The following is a 16723-nucleotide window of genomic DNA, read 5'->3' on the forward strand; positions in this document are numbered from 1 at the left end:
CCTGCTCACGCGTGGCTTGGGGCCGCGGCGGGGAGTTCCGCGCGAGTGACGTCCTTCTCCACCTGCCCGTCGCGCACGGAAATGATCCGGTGCGCGTGCGCGGCAATGTCGGCTTCGTGCGTGACCAGGATGATGGTGTTGCCGCTTTCGTGAAGCCGCTCGAACACCTGCATGATCTCCTCGCCGGTCTTGGAGTCGAGGTTCCCGGTCGGCTCGTCGGCGAGCAGGATGGATGGATTGTTGACCAGCGCGCGGGCGATCGCGACGCGCTGCCGCTGCCCGCCCGAAAGCTCGTTGGGCCGATGGCTGGCGCGGTGCGTGAGCTCGACCTTCTCGAGCGCCTGCCTGGCGCGCTCGACCCGATCCTTGGCGGACACGCCCGCATAGACCAGCGGCAGTTCCACGTTGTGCAGCGCCGTCGCGCGCGGCAGCAGGTTGAACGTCTGGAACACGAACCCGATCTCTTCGTTTCTGATCCGCGCCAGGTCGTCGTCGTTCATCTCGGCGACTTCCTTGCCGTTCAGCAGGTAGCTGCCCTTGGTCGGCGTGTCGAGACAGCCGATCAGGTTCATCAGCGTGGACTTGCCGGATCCGGAGGGACCCATGATGGCGACGTATTCACCGCGCTCGATGTTGATGGACAGGCCGCGCAGGGCGTGGATCTCCTCGTCGCCCATCACATAGGTCTTCCAGAGATCGTGCGTCGTGATCATTCCCATGGGATCCCTATTCTACGTGCGGCCGAGGCGCGCCCGTCCAGACGAATACGAACCCGGGCGCCTGATGGTTCGCGCAGCGTGACCGTCCGCTCGTCGATGGCGACGACCACCCGGCCGCCGATGCGGTCGCCGACCCCGACCACCCTCCCGTCGTCGATCGTCGCAAACCGCCGATCCTGCGAGAACAGGATGGCCGTAACCCTGGGCAGGGGCTCCTTCGCCACCGGCGGCGGCGCTTCCGGCTCACCGGGCCGGTAGCGCGGCTCGGCTCCCAGGCGCGGCGGCTCCTCCTGCGCGGGTGTTGACTCGGCGCGCCGAGGCGGCTCCACGGGAGACCGCGGGGCGGGGTCGGCCCTGGGTGCTGCGGGCGTCGGCCGGGCGACCTGCGGCGGCAGGGCTTCGCGTCGCGGCGGCGCCGGATCGGTTCGCGGCGGCGCGGCCCTCCCCGACGTCGCGGCCGGCGGGTCGGCCGGCCGAGGAGCGGCCGTCTGAACGCTCCGCGCCTCCGCGGGCACCGCTGCCGACGACGATGAGGCTGGCGGGGCCGGCAGCCGTGCGAACCACAGGTAGGCGCCGCCGCCGCCGGCAAGCAGCGCGACCAGCGCGGCGGCGCGCATCAGCACGGCCGTTCGGTGCGCGGCGATTCGCTTCGAGTCGTCCCACGGCCGCGAGCGCCGCGCCATCACCCCGGCGCTGGCCAGCCTGATCGCGGCGGCGAGCTCGGTCAGCCGCTCGGGCGTGCCGGTTCCGATCTGCAGTCCGTCCAGCGAATCGAGCGTCTCGACCTCCACGTCGAGCTCCTCGATGAGCGGCATCGTCAGCGCGCGAAGATCGGGCAGATTGCCGCACGTGACGACGGCGGAGACCGGGGATCCGATCGCGCCCGCCGCCGCCAGCGCCCGCTTGATCTCCGGCGAGAGATAGGCGACGAGGGAATAGCGCTGCAGCATCCGCGCCTGGCTGCCGGTGGCGCCGACGCTCGAGTCCCACCCGAACGATCGGGCGTAGATCTGCTGGCCGGGACGGATCGCGACGATCGCCACGCCGGCGGTGTTGATCGCGACCCAGCAGGCCGCGCCGCCGGGGCGCGCCGGCTTCAGGCGCGCGAGGGCGCCCAGCGCGTTGCAGGGAGTCACGACGCGCTCGACCCTGAACCCGGCGGCGATGAGCGGCGCGAGCGCAGCGACCGCCCCGGGGTCGCGCGGAGTGGCGCCCTCGGGCAGGCCCCACAGCACGACGCGGGAACGCCGCGGCAGTCCGAGCGTGCGGCGCGACCTGCGCAGCGCCGCCACGAACGCGTCGGTGCCGGGGAACGACGTCGGATTGAGGAGCTCGGCCGCCGAGACCGTCACTTCGCCGCGGCGCACCGTGGTGCGCGCAATCGCGCAGGTATCGCCGTCGAACTCGATCGCGGTGATGACCGCCATAGTTATCCGAGCGGCTTCGCCTCTCTGCCCCGCCTCGACGCCCGCTCCGGCACGCCGCTACTCCTTCTCTTCGTACTCGCTCTTCAGCCGCGCGACGACGTTGGGATCGGCGAGCGTGGTGGTGTCGCCGAGCGCCTTGCCTTCGGCGATGTCGCGCAGCAGCCGCCGCATGATCTTGCCCGAGCGCGTCTTCGGCAGATCAGCGGCGAACAGGATCTGATCGGGCCGTGCGATGGCGCCGATCTTCTTGACGACGTGCTCCTTCAGCTCCGACATGAGCGCGTCGGACGGCGCGTTGCCTTCCTTCAGCGTGACGAATGCGGCCACCGCCTGACCTTTGATCTCGTGCGGCCTGCCGACGACCGCGGCCTCGGCGACGCGCGGATCGTCCACCAGCGCGCTCTCGACCTCCATCGTTCCCAGGCGGTGTCCGGCGACGTTCAGCACGTCGTCGACGCGGCCGAGCAGCCAGAAGAACCCGTCGTCGTCGACGCGCGCTCCGTCGCCGGTGAAATACGAACCGTCCTTCCACTGGCTCCAGTACTGCTTCACGAAGCGCTCCGGATCGCCGTAGATGCCGCGCAGCATCGCGGGCCACGGGCGCGTCAGCGTCAGGAGACCGCCGCCCTTCTCGATCCGCTCGCCGCTCTGGCTGCGGATCTCGGCGCTGATGCCGGGAAACGGCTGCGTCGCCGAGCCGGGCCGCGCGGCGGTGATGCCGGGAAGCGGCGTGATCATGATCTGGCCGGTCTCGGTCTGCCACCACGTGTCGACCACGGGGCAGCGTTCTCTGCCGATGTTCAGGTAGTACCAGATCCAGGCTTCGGGATTGATCGGCTCGCCGACGGAGCCGAGGAGGCGCAGCGAGCTCAGATCGTGCCTGGCCGGCCACTCCGTACCCCAGCGCATGAAGGCGCGGATCGCCGTAGGCGCGGTGTAGAAGATCGTCACGCCGTGGCGCTCGATCATCTCCCAGAAGCGATCCTTGCGCGGCCAGTCGGGTGCGCCTTCGTACATGACCACCGTGGCGCCGTTGGCGAGCGGACCGTAGACGACGTAGCTGTGCCCGGTGACCCAGCCGATGTCGGCGGTGCACCAGTAGACGTCGTCTTCCTTCAGATCGAAGACCCACTTCGCCGTGGCGTACGTGCCGGTGAGATACCCGCCGGTCGTGTGCACGATCCCCTTCGGCTTCCCGGTGGTGCCGGACGTGTAGAGGATGTAGAGCAGATCCTCCGAGTCCATTGCCTCAGGCTCGCAGTGCGATGGCGCGTCCTGCATGAGCAGGTGATACCAGTGATCGCGCCCTTCCTTCATGTGCACCGGAATCGGCGCGCCGGCCTGGCGCTGCACGACGACCACGTTGCGAATCGACGGCGTGTCGGTCAGCGCCGCATCCGCCATCTCTTTCAACGGCACGATGTGGCCGCGGCGGTAGCCTCCGTCGGCGGTGACGAGCAGGACGCACTGCGAATCGTTGATGCGATCGCGAAGCGACTCGGAACTGAACCCGCCGAACACCACGCTGTGGACCGCGCCGATGCGGGAGCACGCGAGCATCGCGATCGCCAGTTCCGGAATCAGCGGCATGTAGAGGGCGACGCGGTCGCCGCGCTTGACGCCGAGCGACTTCAGCACGTTCGCGAACGCGCCGACCTGCCGGTACAGGTCCCAGTAGGTCAGCGTCCGGCGATCGCCCGGCTCCCCTTCCCAGATGAACGCCGCCTTGTTGCGGCGCGGCCCGCGCACGTGCCGGTCGACGCAGTTGACGCTGGCGTTGATCTTGCCGCCCACGAACCATTTGGCGTGGGGCGGCTTCCACTCGAGCACGCGCGTCCACGGCTGCATCCACTCGAGCTCGCGCGCGAAGTCGGCCCAGAACTTCTCGGGGTCGGCGGCGGCGCGGGCATAGACGCCGGGATCGGCGATGTTGGCCGTCTTCCGCCACGCCTCGGCGGGCGGGAAGCTGCGGTCTTCTTTCAGCAGGGCATCGATCTCTGACATGTGTGTGTGCAGTCCGCGATCAGCAGTTCGCAGTGAGCCGTCTGGCGTTGCCGTTCGATCCGGCGCGCGCTACTTCGCCGCGCGCGTCTGGACCGCCTGCAGCCGGGCGCGAACGTCGGCCGCCTGCGGTTCCCGTTCCGGACCAGCGTACCGCAGGAACTGCCGGTAATGCTCGACCGCGCGCACGGCTTCCCCCGTGTCTTCGTACTGTCGCGCGAGATTGTAGTGCGCCAGCGGGTGGCGGGGGTCGAGCTCGAGCGCACGGCGCAGCGCCGCGAGCGAATCGGCCGGATGGCCGGCGCCTTTCCGGGCGAGAGCGAGGTTGACGAATCCGTCCACGTTGCGCGGGTCGAGCCGGAGCGCCTCCCGGGCCGAGGCCGCGGCGGCCTCGAACCGGCCGAGCTGGTAATACGCGGCCGACAGATTCACATGCGCCGTGACGTACTCGGGATCGATGGCCAGCACCCGCTGGAACTCTCGTACGGCTTCGTCGAGCAGGCCGCGGCTCAGATACAGCCCGCCGAGGTTGTTGTGCGCCTCGACGTTCAGCTCGTCGCGCTGCAGCGCCGCCTTGTAGTGCAGCAGCGCCTGTTCGAAGTCGCCCGCCCGGTGGTGGTAGAGCGCGAGCTGGAACGGATCGCCGCCGGCGGTCCGGGGCGTCGGGATCGACGCGGGGCGTCTCACGCCCCCGCGGGGCCCTGCGTCGGTCGTCGGGGGCGCGGCGTCCGAAGCGGCGGCAGCCGTCTCCGGCACGCGAGGGGCCGGCGCCGGCAACGCAGGCGGCGGGCTGGCGTCGACGGGACGCGACTGCGCCGGAGTGGAAACGGGAGAGGAAGGAGCGGTGGGAGCGGGCGGCGCTCCGGCGGATCGAACCCCAAGCCGCGGCGCCAGCGTCCAGGCGGCCGCGCCGGCGGCGACGAGCAGCAGGACGATGAGCAGCGGCCGGCCGACGCTGCCTCGCTCGGCGGCATGGTGGCCCAGTGCCGAGGGAACGGCGGTGGCGCGCGGCGGGCGTACGACCGGCGCACTCCTGCCGCGCCCGTCGCGAAGCGCATCGTGGACGCGGCTCACGGGCGGAAGTAGTGCCACATCGCGGCGGCGCCCGCTCCGAGCACGGCGGCGAGCGTGACGCCCGCCGCAAACCCCGCGAACCGTTCGCGCACCCAGCCGCGCAGCGAGCGACTCGGACGCTCGATCTCGAGCGACTCGGCGGCGCTGCGGACGAACGCCGGGACGATGCGGCCCGCATGCGCCGAGTAGGCCGTCAGGAGCGCGCGATCGCAGAGCAGATTGATGAGACGCGGAATGCCGGCGGTATAGCGGTGCACGCGCGCCAGCGCCGTGGACGTGAACGCGGCCGCGGTGCCGCCGCCCGCCACCGAGAGCCGGTGGCGCACGTAGGCGGCCGTCTCCTCGGCGGTCAACGGCTTCAGATCGTAGCGGATGGCGACGCGCTGATCGAGCTGACGCAGCTCCGGCCGGCGCAACAGGTCCTTCAGGTTCGACTGCCCGACCAGGATGATCTGCAGCAGCTTCTCCTTGTCGGTTTCGAGGTTCGAGAGGATGCGGATCTGTTCGAGCACCGGCATGGGCAGGTTCTGCGCCTCGTCGAGGATGAGCAGCGCCTGCGCACCGATCGATCGCAGCGAGAGCAGGAACTCGTTCAGCGTCTCGACCAGCTCCGCCTTGCTGACGCGCGCCAGACGTCCACGCTTGATCTCCTCGCGCGAGACGACCCCGAACTCCTGCAGCACCACGCGCAGCAGATCCTCCTCGGCGAGGAACGGATTCAGCACCAGCGCGGTGAAGGTTCGCCGATCGATCTGCTCGAGCAGCGCCCGGCACAACGTCGTCTTGCCGGTCCCGATGTCGCCGGTGATGACGACGAAGCCCTCTCGCCGGCGGATGGCGTACTGCAGCAGCTCGTAGGCGCTGGCGTGCGACGCGCTCTTGAAGAGGTACTTCGGGTCCGGTGTGAGGCTGAAGGGTTTCTCCGAGAACCCGTAATACTCCTCGTACATGTGGTCTCCTGATGCCGGCAGCTGTCGCTGACCGCTCTCCGCCTGCCGCTCTCCGCTCAGTGCCTACTGCTGCTCACGAAGGTGCCGGGATCGACGACGGTGGGTCTCAGCAGCACGACGAGCTCGGCGTAGCCGGCGGTGCGCCCCTCGCCGGCCGGGACGGCACGCAGCAGGCCGCTGACCATCGCCGTGTTGCCGTCCATGACTCGCGTCACCGTGTCGCTCTCGGCGGCCAGCGCCGGCGACGACTCCGCCCAGGCGTGCGTCACGCTCAACTGGACGATGCCGTCGGCGGCGATCTGCGGCACCACCGTCATCGTCAACGACGCTCCGGCGGCATTGCCGACGCGCACCAGCACCGGTTCGTTGTTGAGCGTGGTCACGTCGGGGGTCCACAGCGTGCGCACCGTCCCCTGCGCGATGAGCGCGTCGCGCAGCGCCGCCGGATCCGCCGCGAGTCCCGCCTGCGGCACGCCGGACTGCAGGCCGAGCTGCTGCCGCACGCGTCCCCAGTCGATCGCCGGCGCGCCGTTCAACGTGACCTCGAACACCTGCGCCTGCAGCCGGACCTGCCGCCCGCTGCGGCGATGGAGCGCGTCGACATACAGGGCGACGCGGTCGAGCCGATCGGCATAGTCGGTGACCTGCGCGATGCCGGCGTGCGGATCGACGTGGACGCGTCCGCCGTCGGACAGCAGCGTGCGAATCCCCGCGGCCACGCCGGCCATCACGTCGTCGCCGGCAAGCGTCGTGTCGAGCGCGGGGGCGGCTGACGTGCTGCCGGCCGTTCGCGACAGACCGCGGCGTACGGCCAGCAGATTCAGGTCGAAGATGCGCGTGTCGAGCTGCCGCCGCCGGACGCGGATCACCGTGCCGCGGACGTCGAACTCGAGGCCGAGCGGCGCAAGGATGGTCGTCAGCGCGTCGCGCAGCGTGAGCTGCTTCAGCTCGCCGCGGAACGATCCGCCGGCGTCGGCGTCAATCGCCACGCTGAACGGCGTTCCGGCGGTGAGCAGGGTGAGCACTTCGTCGATGGGCCGCGGCTCGAGGAACGACAGGGTCAGCCGCCGCGGCGAATTGAGCGTCGCCTCGCGCGCGTCGGTCTGCGTCGCCGGCACGCCCGGCAACGGCGGCCGCGCCCCGCCCGGAGACCCGGGCGCCTGCGCCGGGGCGCCGTTGGAGAGGCGGACGACGGGCACGTCCTGCCCCCAGGGGAGCAGCAGAACCGCCGCCAGCAGGACGCGCTGCATAACGCTGCACAGAATTTCGGCTCGCGGGCAGGGCTTCTTTAACCCGGACGGTGGGGATGGTTTCAGCAGCCGGGTTTCGGGGTTACGGGTTCTCCGGGTTCCTCGGGTTCCTCGGGTTCTCCAGGTTCAGGTTCTCCAGGTTCAGGTTCTCCGGGTTCCAGTGGTTCTGCGGGTTCGAACCCTGAACCGTCCGAACCCGAGGAACCTGAACCCGGAGAACCCGGAGAACCCGTAGAACCCGTAGAACCCGGATCCTAAGCTGGGGGCAGGACCTCGAGTGACCCCGCCGGTGGGGGCGGGACGTTCTTCTTGAACAGCGCGACGCCGAGCAGGCCGCCGAACATGCCGAAGATGAGGCCGAAGATGATCGACGTCACGAGCTTGACCATCGTCGCCGCCACCGTGGCGGCGCCGACGTTCATGTTCTCGATCATCGTGCGCGTTTCTGCGGGAAAGTCCGGGTTGCTGGCGATGATGCGCTCGAGCAGCTGGCGCTGATACGGGCCCATCACCATGTCGAGCGGAATCGAGAGGATCGTGCCGATGACGCCTCCAATGAGGCCGGCCAGCAGCCCCACCAGCGCGCCGTCAGCGGCCGTAATCGCGTACGGGTGGTTCTGCTGCATCAGATACGTCGCGAGCACGCCGCCCCCGACCACCCACATGCAGCAGAGACAATTGCCCGCGCTGATGATCGGCAGCGCCGACAGTACGCCGATGAACAGACCGCCGAACAGCGCCGGCTGCAGCTTTGGAGGCGTAGGCATCAGTCGTAGTACTCCCGCCCGAGGTGCGTGATCAGCTCCTCGCCCTGCATGTAGCGCAGCGTGTTCTTCAGCTTCATCAACTGGATGAACAGGTCGTGCTCGGGGTACAGCCCCGCGGCGTGCATCGGACTCTTGTAATAGAACGACAGCCATTCCTGGATGCCGCTCATGCCCGCGCGCCGCGCCAGGTCGAGAAACAGCGCGGAATCTAGCACAATCGGCGCCGCCAGGATGCTGTCGCGGCACAGGAAGTTGATCTTCAGCTGCATCGGGTACCCGAGCCAGCCGAAGATGTCGATGTTGTCCCAGCCTTCCTTGTTGTCGCCGCGCGGCGGGTAGTAGTTGATCCGCACGACGTGACAGAGCTTCTCGTACAGATCGGGATAGAGATTCGGCTGGAAGATGTAGTCGAGCACCGACTTCTTGCTCTCTTCCTTGGTCTTGAACGACTCGGGGTCGTCCAGCACCTCGCCGTCGCGGTTCCCGAGGATGTTGGTCGAGTACCAGCCCTCGACCCCGATCAGCCGCGCCTTCAGACCGGGCGCGATGATCGTCTTGATCAGCGTCTGCCCCGTCTTCAGGTCCTTGCCGGCGAGCGGCGATCCGGTCGTCTGCGCGAGCTGGATGAGCGCCGGGATGTCGGCGCTCAGGTTCGGCGCGGCGTTGGCGTAGGGAATCCCTTCCTTGATCGCCGCATAGGCGTAGATCATGCTCGACGGGATCGCGGCGTCGTTCGCCTCGAGCCCCTTCTCGAACGCCTCGATGCTGCCGTGCACCTCGGACTCGGTGAGGTACACCTCCGTGCTGCCGCACCAGATCAGCACCATGCGGCTCAGGCCGTGGTCGCTCTTGAACTTCTGGATGTCGGCGCGGAGCTGCTCGGCGAGATCCTTCTTCGTCTTCCCCTTCTTGACGTTCGGTCCGTCCAGGCGCTTGACGTAGCGGCGGTCGAACACGGCGGGCCACGGGCGCACCGCCTCCAGCTCCGGCTTGATCTGCTCCAGCAGCTCGCGATCGAGCACGCCGGCCGTCCTGGCCGCCTCGTAGCAGTTGTCCTCGAAAATGTCCCATCCGCCAAAGACGACGTCGTCCAGCGAGGCGAGCGGGACGAAGTCCTTGATGCGCGGCGAATTGCCCTCGGTGCGCTTGCCGAGGCGGATCGTGCCCATCTGCGTCAGCGAGCCAATCGGTCGGGCAAGGCCGCGCCGGATCGCCATCACCCCGGCGATCGTCGTGGTGCTGACGGCGCCCAGGCCGACGAGCATGATTCCGAGCTTGCCTTCCGCCTTCTCGATCTTCAACGGCTTGTTCACGACACTCGACTATATCGGATTTGGTGAATTGGTGATTTCGTGATTTGGTGATCGCCGTGGGGTTGTTCCGCAGGTCTTCGCAGGAGCCGCTGGCGGTGACCATGGCCGGCGTGAAGCTCGGACAGCGGCTGCTCGGCGTCGGCACGCGCGATCCGAAGCTGATGGCGCAGCTCGCGGTGAAGGCCGGTCTGACCGGCCGCGCCTGCATCGTCGACGCGGATGACACCGAACTGGCGAAGGCGGTGTCGGCGATCGAGCGGGAGGGGGCGTTCGTCGAACCGGCGCGCGCGCCATACGGCATGTGGCCGTTCGACGACGACAGCTTCGACGTCGCCGTGATCCCGGACCTGCTGCCGTCGCTGACTCCGGACGTCCGCGTTCTCTGCGTTGGAGAGACGCTGCGCGTGCTGCGCCCGGGCGGGCGGGCGATCGTCGTGGAGCGCGCGCAGCGCGGCGGCCTGGTCGGCGCGTTGCTGGGCGGCGCCCGCGCCGCGCCGGCGTACGAGGGTCCGATCGAGGCGCTGCGGCGCCACGGGTTCGCCGCGGTCCGTCAGCTGTCGGACGCCGACGGCGTGACATACGTCGAGGGGGTCAAGAAGGCGTGACTGTCACGCCGGGTGACCGCTATCTCGCACAAGTCAGGTGACGTCCGCCGTCGATTGAGATCGTCTCGCCGGTAATCCACCCGGCGCGGTCCGACGCCAGGAACCAGATCAACTCCGCGATCTCTTCCGGCTCCCCGGCGCGCCCGAGCGGATGGGTCGTCTTCGAGCGTTCCAGGAATGCCGCGTACTTCTCCTCGTCGACCCCGCTGCGCCGGTGCAGGTTGGTGACGGTGACGCCCGGGTTCACCGCGTTGACGCGGACGCCGTGGGGCGCGAGCTCGAGCGCGGCGCAGCGCGTGAGCTGATCGACGCCCGCCTTGCTCACGCAGTAGGCGAGCACGCCGGGAAAGGCGCGCAGCCCGGTGACGCTCGACACGTTGACGACCGATCCGCGGGAGGCGATGAGCAGGGGCGCCGCGCTGCGCATGAGGCGGAACGGCGCGCGGAGATTGATGTCGAGCATCTCGTCCCAGGCGCCGTCGGACGTGTTCTCGATCGTGCCGCTGGCGATGATCCCGGCGGCATTGACCAGCGTGTCGAGGCGGCCGAACGCCTCGCCTGCGGCGGCGGCAATCGACGCCGGCGCGGACGCCGCGGTCACGTCGGTCTCGAGCGTCACGCACCTTCCGCCCGCCAGCTCGACGGCGTGAGCCACCTCCGCGAGCGCTGCCGCCTTACGGCCGACGGCGAGAATCGACGCCCCGTCGCGCGCGAAGCGGAGCGCGGCGGCGCGGCCGATGCCGCTGGTCGCGCCGGTCACCACTACGGTCTGCATCGCGCGGTTGTAGCACAAGTTGAACACCTGTCCGTGGCGTGCGACAGCGCCGAACGGCCGCCGCAACAGATCGGGCCGCGAACGGCCGAAACTGCGATGGAACGGCCTTTGCCCGAAAGGGGGCCGGACCCCTCCATGATCGACAGCCAGGAACTGCCGCACGTCTTCTCGGCGGCGGAGATCGCCCGCGCGGCCGGGGTCCAGCCGCGCGACGTGCAGGATCTCGCGGCGGCCGGTCTGATTCAGCCAATCGGCCGCCGGTATTTCAGCTCGACCGATGCCGTCAACGCGGTGCGCGCGCTCAAGGGGCACGCCGTCGTCGTCGAACGGCCGCTGTTCCGGCCGGCGGGCGGAGTACGCCGCGAGCCGGGCCTGCCGATTGCGCTGTCGGGCACGCTGCACGCCGCGCTGGTCGCCGGGTTCGTCCTGGTGACCTCGGTCGGCATGGCCAGGACGCAGGCGCTCGTGACCGACGACGACAAGAACGAAATGCGGCTCGTGTTCCTCGTCGAGCCCGGCCCGGGCGGCGGCGGGGGCGGCGGCGGATTGAAGCAACCGGCGCCGCCGCCGCCGGCGGAACGCAAAGGGCTCGAGAAGATGCGGAGCCCGGTTCCGCCGCGGCGGCCTCCCCCGCCGGTCGATCCGCCGGTCGTCGAGCGGCCGGTCGAGCCGCCGCCGATCAAAGTGGAGCCGGTCGCGGCACCGGTCGTTCCCGTGGCCGCCGATCCGCGCGACCGCGCCGGCGTCCCGTGGACGCCCCGCGAGGCGCCGCCGCAGGAATCCGACAGTCAGGGTCCCGGCGCCGGCGGCGGCACGGGCAGCGGCCAGGGAACCGGAATCGGCGAAGGCAACGGCGCGGGCATCGGTCCCGGATCGGGAGGCGGAACCGGCGGCGGGCCGTATCGCCCCGGCACCGGCATTACGCCGCCGGCGATCGTCCGCGAAGTGAAACCGGATTACACGGAGGAAGGGCGCCGCCGGCACATCGAAGGGGACGTCGTGCTGGAAATCGTCGTCAGGAGCGACGGGAACGTGGGCAGCGTGAAGCTGGTGCAGGGGCTGGGCGCCGGCCTCGACCAGCGCGCCATCGACGCAGTCCGGCAGTGGCGGTTCTCGCCCGCGAAACGATACGGCGTGCCGGTGGACGTCATCGTGGAAGTCGCGATGGAATTCAAGCTCCGGTAGAGATTTGGAAATTTGGAAATTTTGGAATTTGGAAATCTAAGAACTGGAAACTGGGAACTGGGAACTGGAAACTGGAAACTGGGAACTGGAAACTGGGAACTGGAAACTGGCCACTGGAAACTGGGAACCGGAAACTGGCCACTGGAAACTGGTATGGATACCACGCTCGTCGGAGTGACTCTGCTCTCGCTGGCCATGGCGGCCGCCTTGAGTGTGATCGTGTGGCGGATGCTGCGTGACGAGCGGGCGCGCAGCGACGCGCGCGTCGCGGTGCTGACGTCGATGGCCGCCGCGCCGGCCGCCGCGAGCCGGCAGGACCTGCCGCTGCGGCAGGCGCCTCCGTCAGTGGGCGCGATGTTCACGGAGCCGGAGCAGGCGTCCCCGTGGGGCAACCGTGTCGCGGTGATGGCGGGGCTGGCGCTGGTCATCGCCTCAACCGTGTTGTTCGCGCTCGCGGCGGGCGGCACCAGGACCGCCGCGCGCGGCGCCGGCGCTCCGGGCGCGCCCGCCGGCGCGGCCGTTTCCGCCGCCGGGCTCGAGTTGCTCTCGCTGCGGGACAGCCGCCAGGCAGACACGCTCACCATCACCGGACTGGTGCACAATCCACGGAGCGGCACTCCGCTCACGCGCGTCGCGGTCACGGCCTACGCGTTCGACGACAATGGATCGTTCCTGGCGAGCGGACGCGCGCTCCTCGACGTGACGTCGTTCGCGCCGGGAGACGATTCGCCGTTCGTCGTCGCCGTGCCGGTGAGCGGCACGGTGGCGCGCTACCGGATTGGATTCCGAACCGAAGACGGCCGCGTCATCGCGCACATCGACAAGCGGCAGCAGGCACTCGTCCAATGACCACCCGCACGCGCCCGATCGTCGCCGCGCTCCTGCTGCTCGCCGGCACGCTGCTCTCCGCGCAGGAGCCGGCGCCGCAGCCGCAGGAGCAGTCGTTCAAGTTCCGCACCGGCGTCGAGCTGATCAACGTCAACGCGACGGTCACCGATCAGTCCGGCCGGTTCGTGTCGGGGCTGAACAAGGACGATTTCCGCGTCTTCGAAGACGAGCAGCCGCAGACGGTGACGCACTTCAACGCCGAGCGCGTACCCGTCAGCCTCGGCATCGTCCTCGACACCAGCGGCAGCATGGACGGCGACAAGATGTACGCGGCGAAGCAGGCGCTGGAGCGCTTCCTGGTCCAGCTGCTCGATCCCGAAGACGAAGTCTTCCTCTACCGCTTCGACAACGCCCCCGAGCTCGTCGAAGGCTGGACGCGCGACAAGCGGCGGATCAGCGACTCGATCCGGCGCATTCAGCCGCGCGGCGGCACGGCGCTGTATGACGCCGTCGCGGATGCCGTGCAGCTCGCGCAGCAGGGACGCAACAAGAAGAAGGCGGTGGTGATCATCTCCGACGGGAACGACACGACGAGCCGGACCGACATCTTCACGGTGAAGCAGCTGATTCGCGAGACCGAAGTGCTCGTCTACGCGATCGGCATCGACAGCCCCGGCACGGCGTTCTCGGGGTTCCGCCGGCCGGCGCCTTCCTTCCAGTTCGGCGGTGCGGCGGCGCAACTCCAGCGGCAGCGCCCGCCGCGGGCGCCGATTCCGCTGCCGTTCCCCATCCCCGGGCGAAGGCCGAGTCCGCTGCCGCCGCCGCAGCCGCCGACCAACCCGATTCCGGGCAGCAATCCGCGGACGCGATCGACCGGCACCGACGATCGCGTGAACGTCGCCGCGCTGCGCGACATCACCGACGACAGCGGCGGACGCACGGAGATCATCCGCTTCACGCGCGATCTGGATCCGGCGACCGCCGGAATCGCCGACGAGTTGAGCAAGCAGTACTACCTCGGATACGCCGCGTCGGGCCCGAAGGACGGCCGCTGGCACGCCATCCGCGTCGAGGTGCGCAGCGCGGCGTACCACGTGCGCGCTCGAAAAGGGTACGTCGCGGGGAAGTAAGCCCGAGAGCTGATGCATACTCCTAGAGCGTGCACCTGCTCGGGATCTCTGTCGCTCTGTCCGTCCTCGGCTCGTTGGGCGGAATTCTCGTCGCCTCCACGTTCCTGCTCCTGCACGAACAGATTCGCGGACGGCTCGTTCCCTGGCTGATCAGCTACGCCGTCGGCACGCTGGTCGGCGCCGCGCTGCTCGCGCTGGTGCCGGAAGCGCTCGAAGCGCTGCCGGCGCGCACGGCGATGCTGGCGATGGCGACGGGGATCCTGAGCTTCTTCGTGCTCGAGAAGGCGGTGATCTGGCGGCACTGCCATCACGACGAGGACTGCCACGTCCACAATACCGCCGCATCGCTGGTCATCGTCGGCGACGCGTTCCACACCTTCGTCGACGGCGCGGTCATCGCGGCGGCGGTGCTGACCTCGGTGCCGCTCGGTGTCACCACCGCGATCGCGGTGGCGGCGCACGAGATCCCACAGGAGGTCGGCGACGTGGCCATCCTGCTGCGCGCCGGCTACTCCCGCGGCCGCGCGCTCACGCTCAACGTGCTGTCAGCGCTCGGCGGCATCATCGGCGCGGGCGCGATGGTGCTGGCATCGACGGCGCTGCCCCAGGTGCTGCCCTACGTCCTCGCATTCGCCGCCGGCAACTTCCTGTACGTCGCCATGTCGGATCTGATTCCCGACCTGCACCGGGGCAACGACACCGGCGGCGCCCGCCAGTTTCTGCTGATTACCGCGGGGATTGTCACGATCGCGCTGATCTAGTCGTAGAGGGGATCATGACCTCACGCCGCGCCGCCGCGCTCGCCGCCCTGCTCGCGTTGTCGTTGTCGCCAGTGTGGGCGCGCCAGGGGCCTCCGGCGCAGGCGCCGGCGTCCGCCGATCAGGGCGGACGCGCACAAGGCCGGGGACAACGCCAGCCCGCGCGCGACCGGACCGCGCTGCCGAAAGGGACGGCAACCATCGCGGGCCGCGTGCTCGGAGCGGACAACGGCCGGCCGATCAAACGCGCGCGCGTCATGGTCACGGGCGCGGCCGCGGCCGGCGGCCGCGGCGGCGGAACGGCGATCACCGACGATCAAGGGCGGTATGTCGTCGCCGAGCTGGCGGCCGGCACGTACTCGATTACCGCATCGAAGAGTGGATTCGTCGACGCCGCCTACGGCCAGCGCCGTCCGCTGCAGCCCGGGCAGCCGCTCCAGGTCGCCGACGGACAATCGGCCGCCAACGTCGACCTCCGTCTCACCCGCGGCGGGGTGATCACCGGACGCATCGTCGACGAGGATGGCGAGGCGCTCGCGCGCGCGCTGGTGACCGTGCAGCGCTACCAGTACGTCCGCGGCGAGCGGCAGTTGACGCCCGCCGGCGGCGACCAGACGGACGATCGCGGCCAGTATCGCGTTTTCGGCCTTCCCCCGGGCGAGTACTTCGTCAGCGCGTCCGCCAACGGGCTCAACGAACTGATCGGACGCGGCCTGCAGCAGCTCGCGGCCGGCCTCGGCGCACAGGCCGCCGGCGGACGCGGCGGACGCGGCGGCGCGCTCGGCGCGTTCGGGCTCACGGAGGAACCCGAGGCGACCGGCTATGCGCCGACGTACTACCCGGGCGTGGTGAACGCTCCCGAGGCGGGGAAAGTGCCGGTCGGCCCGGGCCAGGAGGTCGGCGGGATCGACTTTCAGATCCAGCTCGTTCCCTTCGCGACGGTCAGCGGCATCGTCGCCGGCGCGGCCGACGACGTGGGCACGGTGATCATCGCGCCGCAGGACGGCGCCGGCGGTCCGCTGGCACGCCTCGGCGGGCAGGTCCTCACGGGGCGTGTCCAGGCTGACGGCACCTTCCGCGTCAGCAACGTTCCGCCGGGGCGCTACGTCGCCATCGCGCGATCCGGCGGCCGCGGCGGCGAGGCGCGCACCGCCGTCCAGCCGATCGTCGTCAACGGCCAGCATCTCGACGGCGTCACGCTGACGCTGCAGCCGGGCGTCACGATCTCCGGCAACATCACCGTCGAGTCGTCCGGCACGCCGGCGCCCGAGGACTACTCGACCTTCCGCATCGACGCCCCCGACGTGAGCCCGCTGCCGTTCGGCGGCGGCGGCCGCGGCGGCGGACCGTTCGCCGGCCCCGTCGGCGCCGGCGGCCGCGCCGAGAAGAACGGCAGCTTCCAGATCGCCAATCTGCTTCCCGGCGCGCACTACATCCGCGTCGCCGGCGGCGGTCAGGGACAGGCGCAGTGGGCGGTCAAGTCGATCACCGTCGGCGGACAGGACGTCTCCGATTCGACGGTCGAACTGAAACCGGGTCAGAACCTCGACAACGTGACGGTGGTGCTCACCGATCGCACGACGGAGATCTCGGGGACGGTGCGCGACGCGCGCCGCGCCGGCAGCGCCGGCATCAATGTCATCGCGTTCTCGACCGAGCAGGCCTACTGGCGGCCGCAGTCGCGCCGCATCCAGGCGGTCCGCAGCGATGGCTCCGGCGCCTACCGGATCCGCAACCTGCCGCCGGGCGATTACTTCCTGCTGGCGACCGACGACGTCGAGCAGGGGGAATGGTTCGATCCGGCGTTTCTCGAGAGCGTCCGCGGCGCGGCCGAGCGCGTCACGATCAACGAGGGGGACCGCAAGACGCAGGACCTGCGCGGTCCGGGCTGACGCGGCGGCGCCTGTGGCGATCAACACGGAGACGCACGGCGGTGTGAAA

At 69.8% G+C, this 16723-nt stretch carries 15 protein-coding genes; 6 read left to right on the forward strand and 9 right to left on the reverse strand.

Annotation, left to right across the window (positions count from 1 at the left end):
• Positions 1-5: 5 nt before the first annotated feature.
• The 8 genes from VFK57_15605 to VFK57_15640 form a co-directional block, all read right to left on the reverse strand.
• Entirely contained in the window at positions 6-719 is a 714-nt protein-coding gene (locus VFK57_15605; GenBank protein HET7697137.1) for an ABC transporter ATP-binding protein, read from the reverse strand.
• Positions 710-2146 carry a hypothetical protein gene (locus VFK57_15610; protein ID HET7697138.1) on the reverse strand — a complete coding sequence of 479 codons (1437 nt, stop codon included), beginning with the start codon at positions 2144-2146 and terminating at the stop codon, positions 710-712. Before VFK57_15610 ends, VFK57_15605 begins: the two co-directional genes overlap by 10 nt.
• A gap of 57 nt (positions 2147-2203) precedes the next feature.
• A complete protein-coding gene (gene acs, locus VFK57_15615; protein HET7697139.1) occupies positions 2204-4150 on the reverse strand; it encodes an acetate--CoA ligase in 1947 nt (648 codons plus the stop codon).
• A 69-nt stretch (positions 4151-4219) separates the two neighbouring features.
• Positions 4220-5221, reverse strand: a complete 1002-nt coding sequence (locus VFK57_15620) for a tetratricopeptide repeat protein (protein ID HET7697140.1) — start codon at positions 5219-5221, stop codon at positions 4220-4222.
• Positions 5218-6171, reverse strand: a complete 954-nt coding sequence (locus VFK57_15625) for an AAA family ATPase (protein HET7697141.1) — start codon at positions 6169-6171, stop codon at positions 5218-5220. Before VFK57_15625 ends, VFK57_15620 begins: the two co-directional genes overlap by 4 nt.
• Positions 6172-6227: 56 nt before the next feature.
• Positions 6228-7421, reverse strand: a complete 1194-nt coding sequence (locus tag VFK57_15630) for a hypothetical protein (protein HET7697142.1) — start codon at positions 7419-7421, stop codon at positions 6228-6230.
• A gap of 254 nt (positions 7422-7675) precedes the next feature.
• On the reverse strand, positions 7676-8188 hold the full coding sequence (locus tag VFK57_15635) for a hypothetical protein (GenBank protein HET7697143.1): 513 nt from the start codon (positions 8186-8188) through the stop codon (positions 7676-7678).
• Complete coding sequence (locus tag VFK57_15640; GenBank protein HET7697144.1) at positions 8188-9501, reverse strand: inositol-3-phosphate synthase; 1314 nt, start codon at positions 9499-9501, stop codon at positions 8188-8190. The genes VFK57_15635 and VFK57_15640 overlap by 1 nt, the downstream gene beginning before the upstream one ends.
• A gap of 56 nt (positions 9502-9557) precedes the next feature.
• On the opposite strand from VFK57_15640, the gene VFK57_15645 reads away from it, so the two are divergent.
• The gene (locus VFK57_15645) at positions 9558-10106 is read left to right on the forward strand and encodes a methyltransferase domain-containing protein (protein ID HET7697145.1); all 549 of its coding nucleotides are present in this window, start codon (positions 9558-9560) and stop codon (positions 10104-10106) included.
• 19 nt (positions 10107-10125) lie between these two features.
• On the opposite strand, the gene VFK57_15650 is transcribed toward VFK57_15645, so the two are convergent.
• On the reverse strand, positions 10126-10881 hold the full coding sequence (locus VFK57_15650) for an SDR family oxidoreductase (GenBank protein ID HET7697146.1): 756 nt from the start codon (positions 10879-10881) through the stop codon (positions 10126-10128).
• 135 nt (positions 10882-11016) lie between these two features.
• On the opposite strand from VFK57_15650, the gene VFK57_15655 reads away from it, so the two are divergent.
• From VFK57_15655 to VFK57_15675, 5 genes are all read left to right on the forward strand, one after another.
• Complete coding sequence (locus tag VFK57_15655) at positions 11017-12066, forward strand: energy transducer TonB (GenBank protein ID HET7697147.1); 1050 nt, start codon at positions 11017-11019, stop codon at positions 12064-12066.
• 153 nt (positions 12067-12219) lie between these two features.
• Positions 12220-12915 (forward strand): hypothetical protein, encoded by a 696-nt coding sequence (locus tag VFK57_15660; GenBank protein ID HET7697148.1) that lies wholly within the window; start codon positions 12220-12222, stop codon positions 12913-12915.
• Complete coding sequence (locus tag VFK57_15665) at positions 12912-14024, forward strand: VWA domain-containing protein (GenBank protein ID HET7697149.1); 1113 nt, start codon at positions 12912-12914, stop codon at positions 14022-14024. The genes VFK57_15660 and VFK57_15665 overlap by 4 nt, the downstream gene beginning before the upstream one ends.
• Before the next feature lie 29 nt (positions 14025-14053).
• The gene (locus tag VFK57_15670; protein HET7697150.1) at positions 14054-14785 is read left to right on the forward strand and encodes a ZIP family metal transporter; all 732 of its coding nucleotides are present in this window, start codon (positions 14054-14056) and stop codon (positions 14783-14785) included.
• A 14-nt stretch (positions 14786-14799) separates the two neighbouring features.
• Positions 14800-16674: a carboxypeptidase-like regulatory domain-containing protein gene (locus tag VFK57_15675; GenBank protein ID HET7697151.1), complete on the forward strand. Its 1875-nt coding sequence runs from the start codon at positions 14800-14802 to the stop codon at positions 16672-16674.
• Positions 16675-16723: the final 49 nt, after the last annotated feature.

The sequence above is a fragment of the Vicinamibacterales bacterium genome, assembly GCA_035699745.1.
GTDB lineage: Bacteria > Acidobacteriota > Vicinamibacteria > Vicinamibacterales > 2-12-FULL-66-21 > JAICSD01.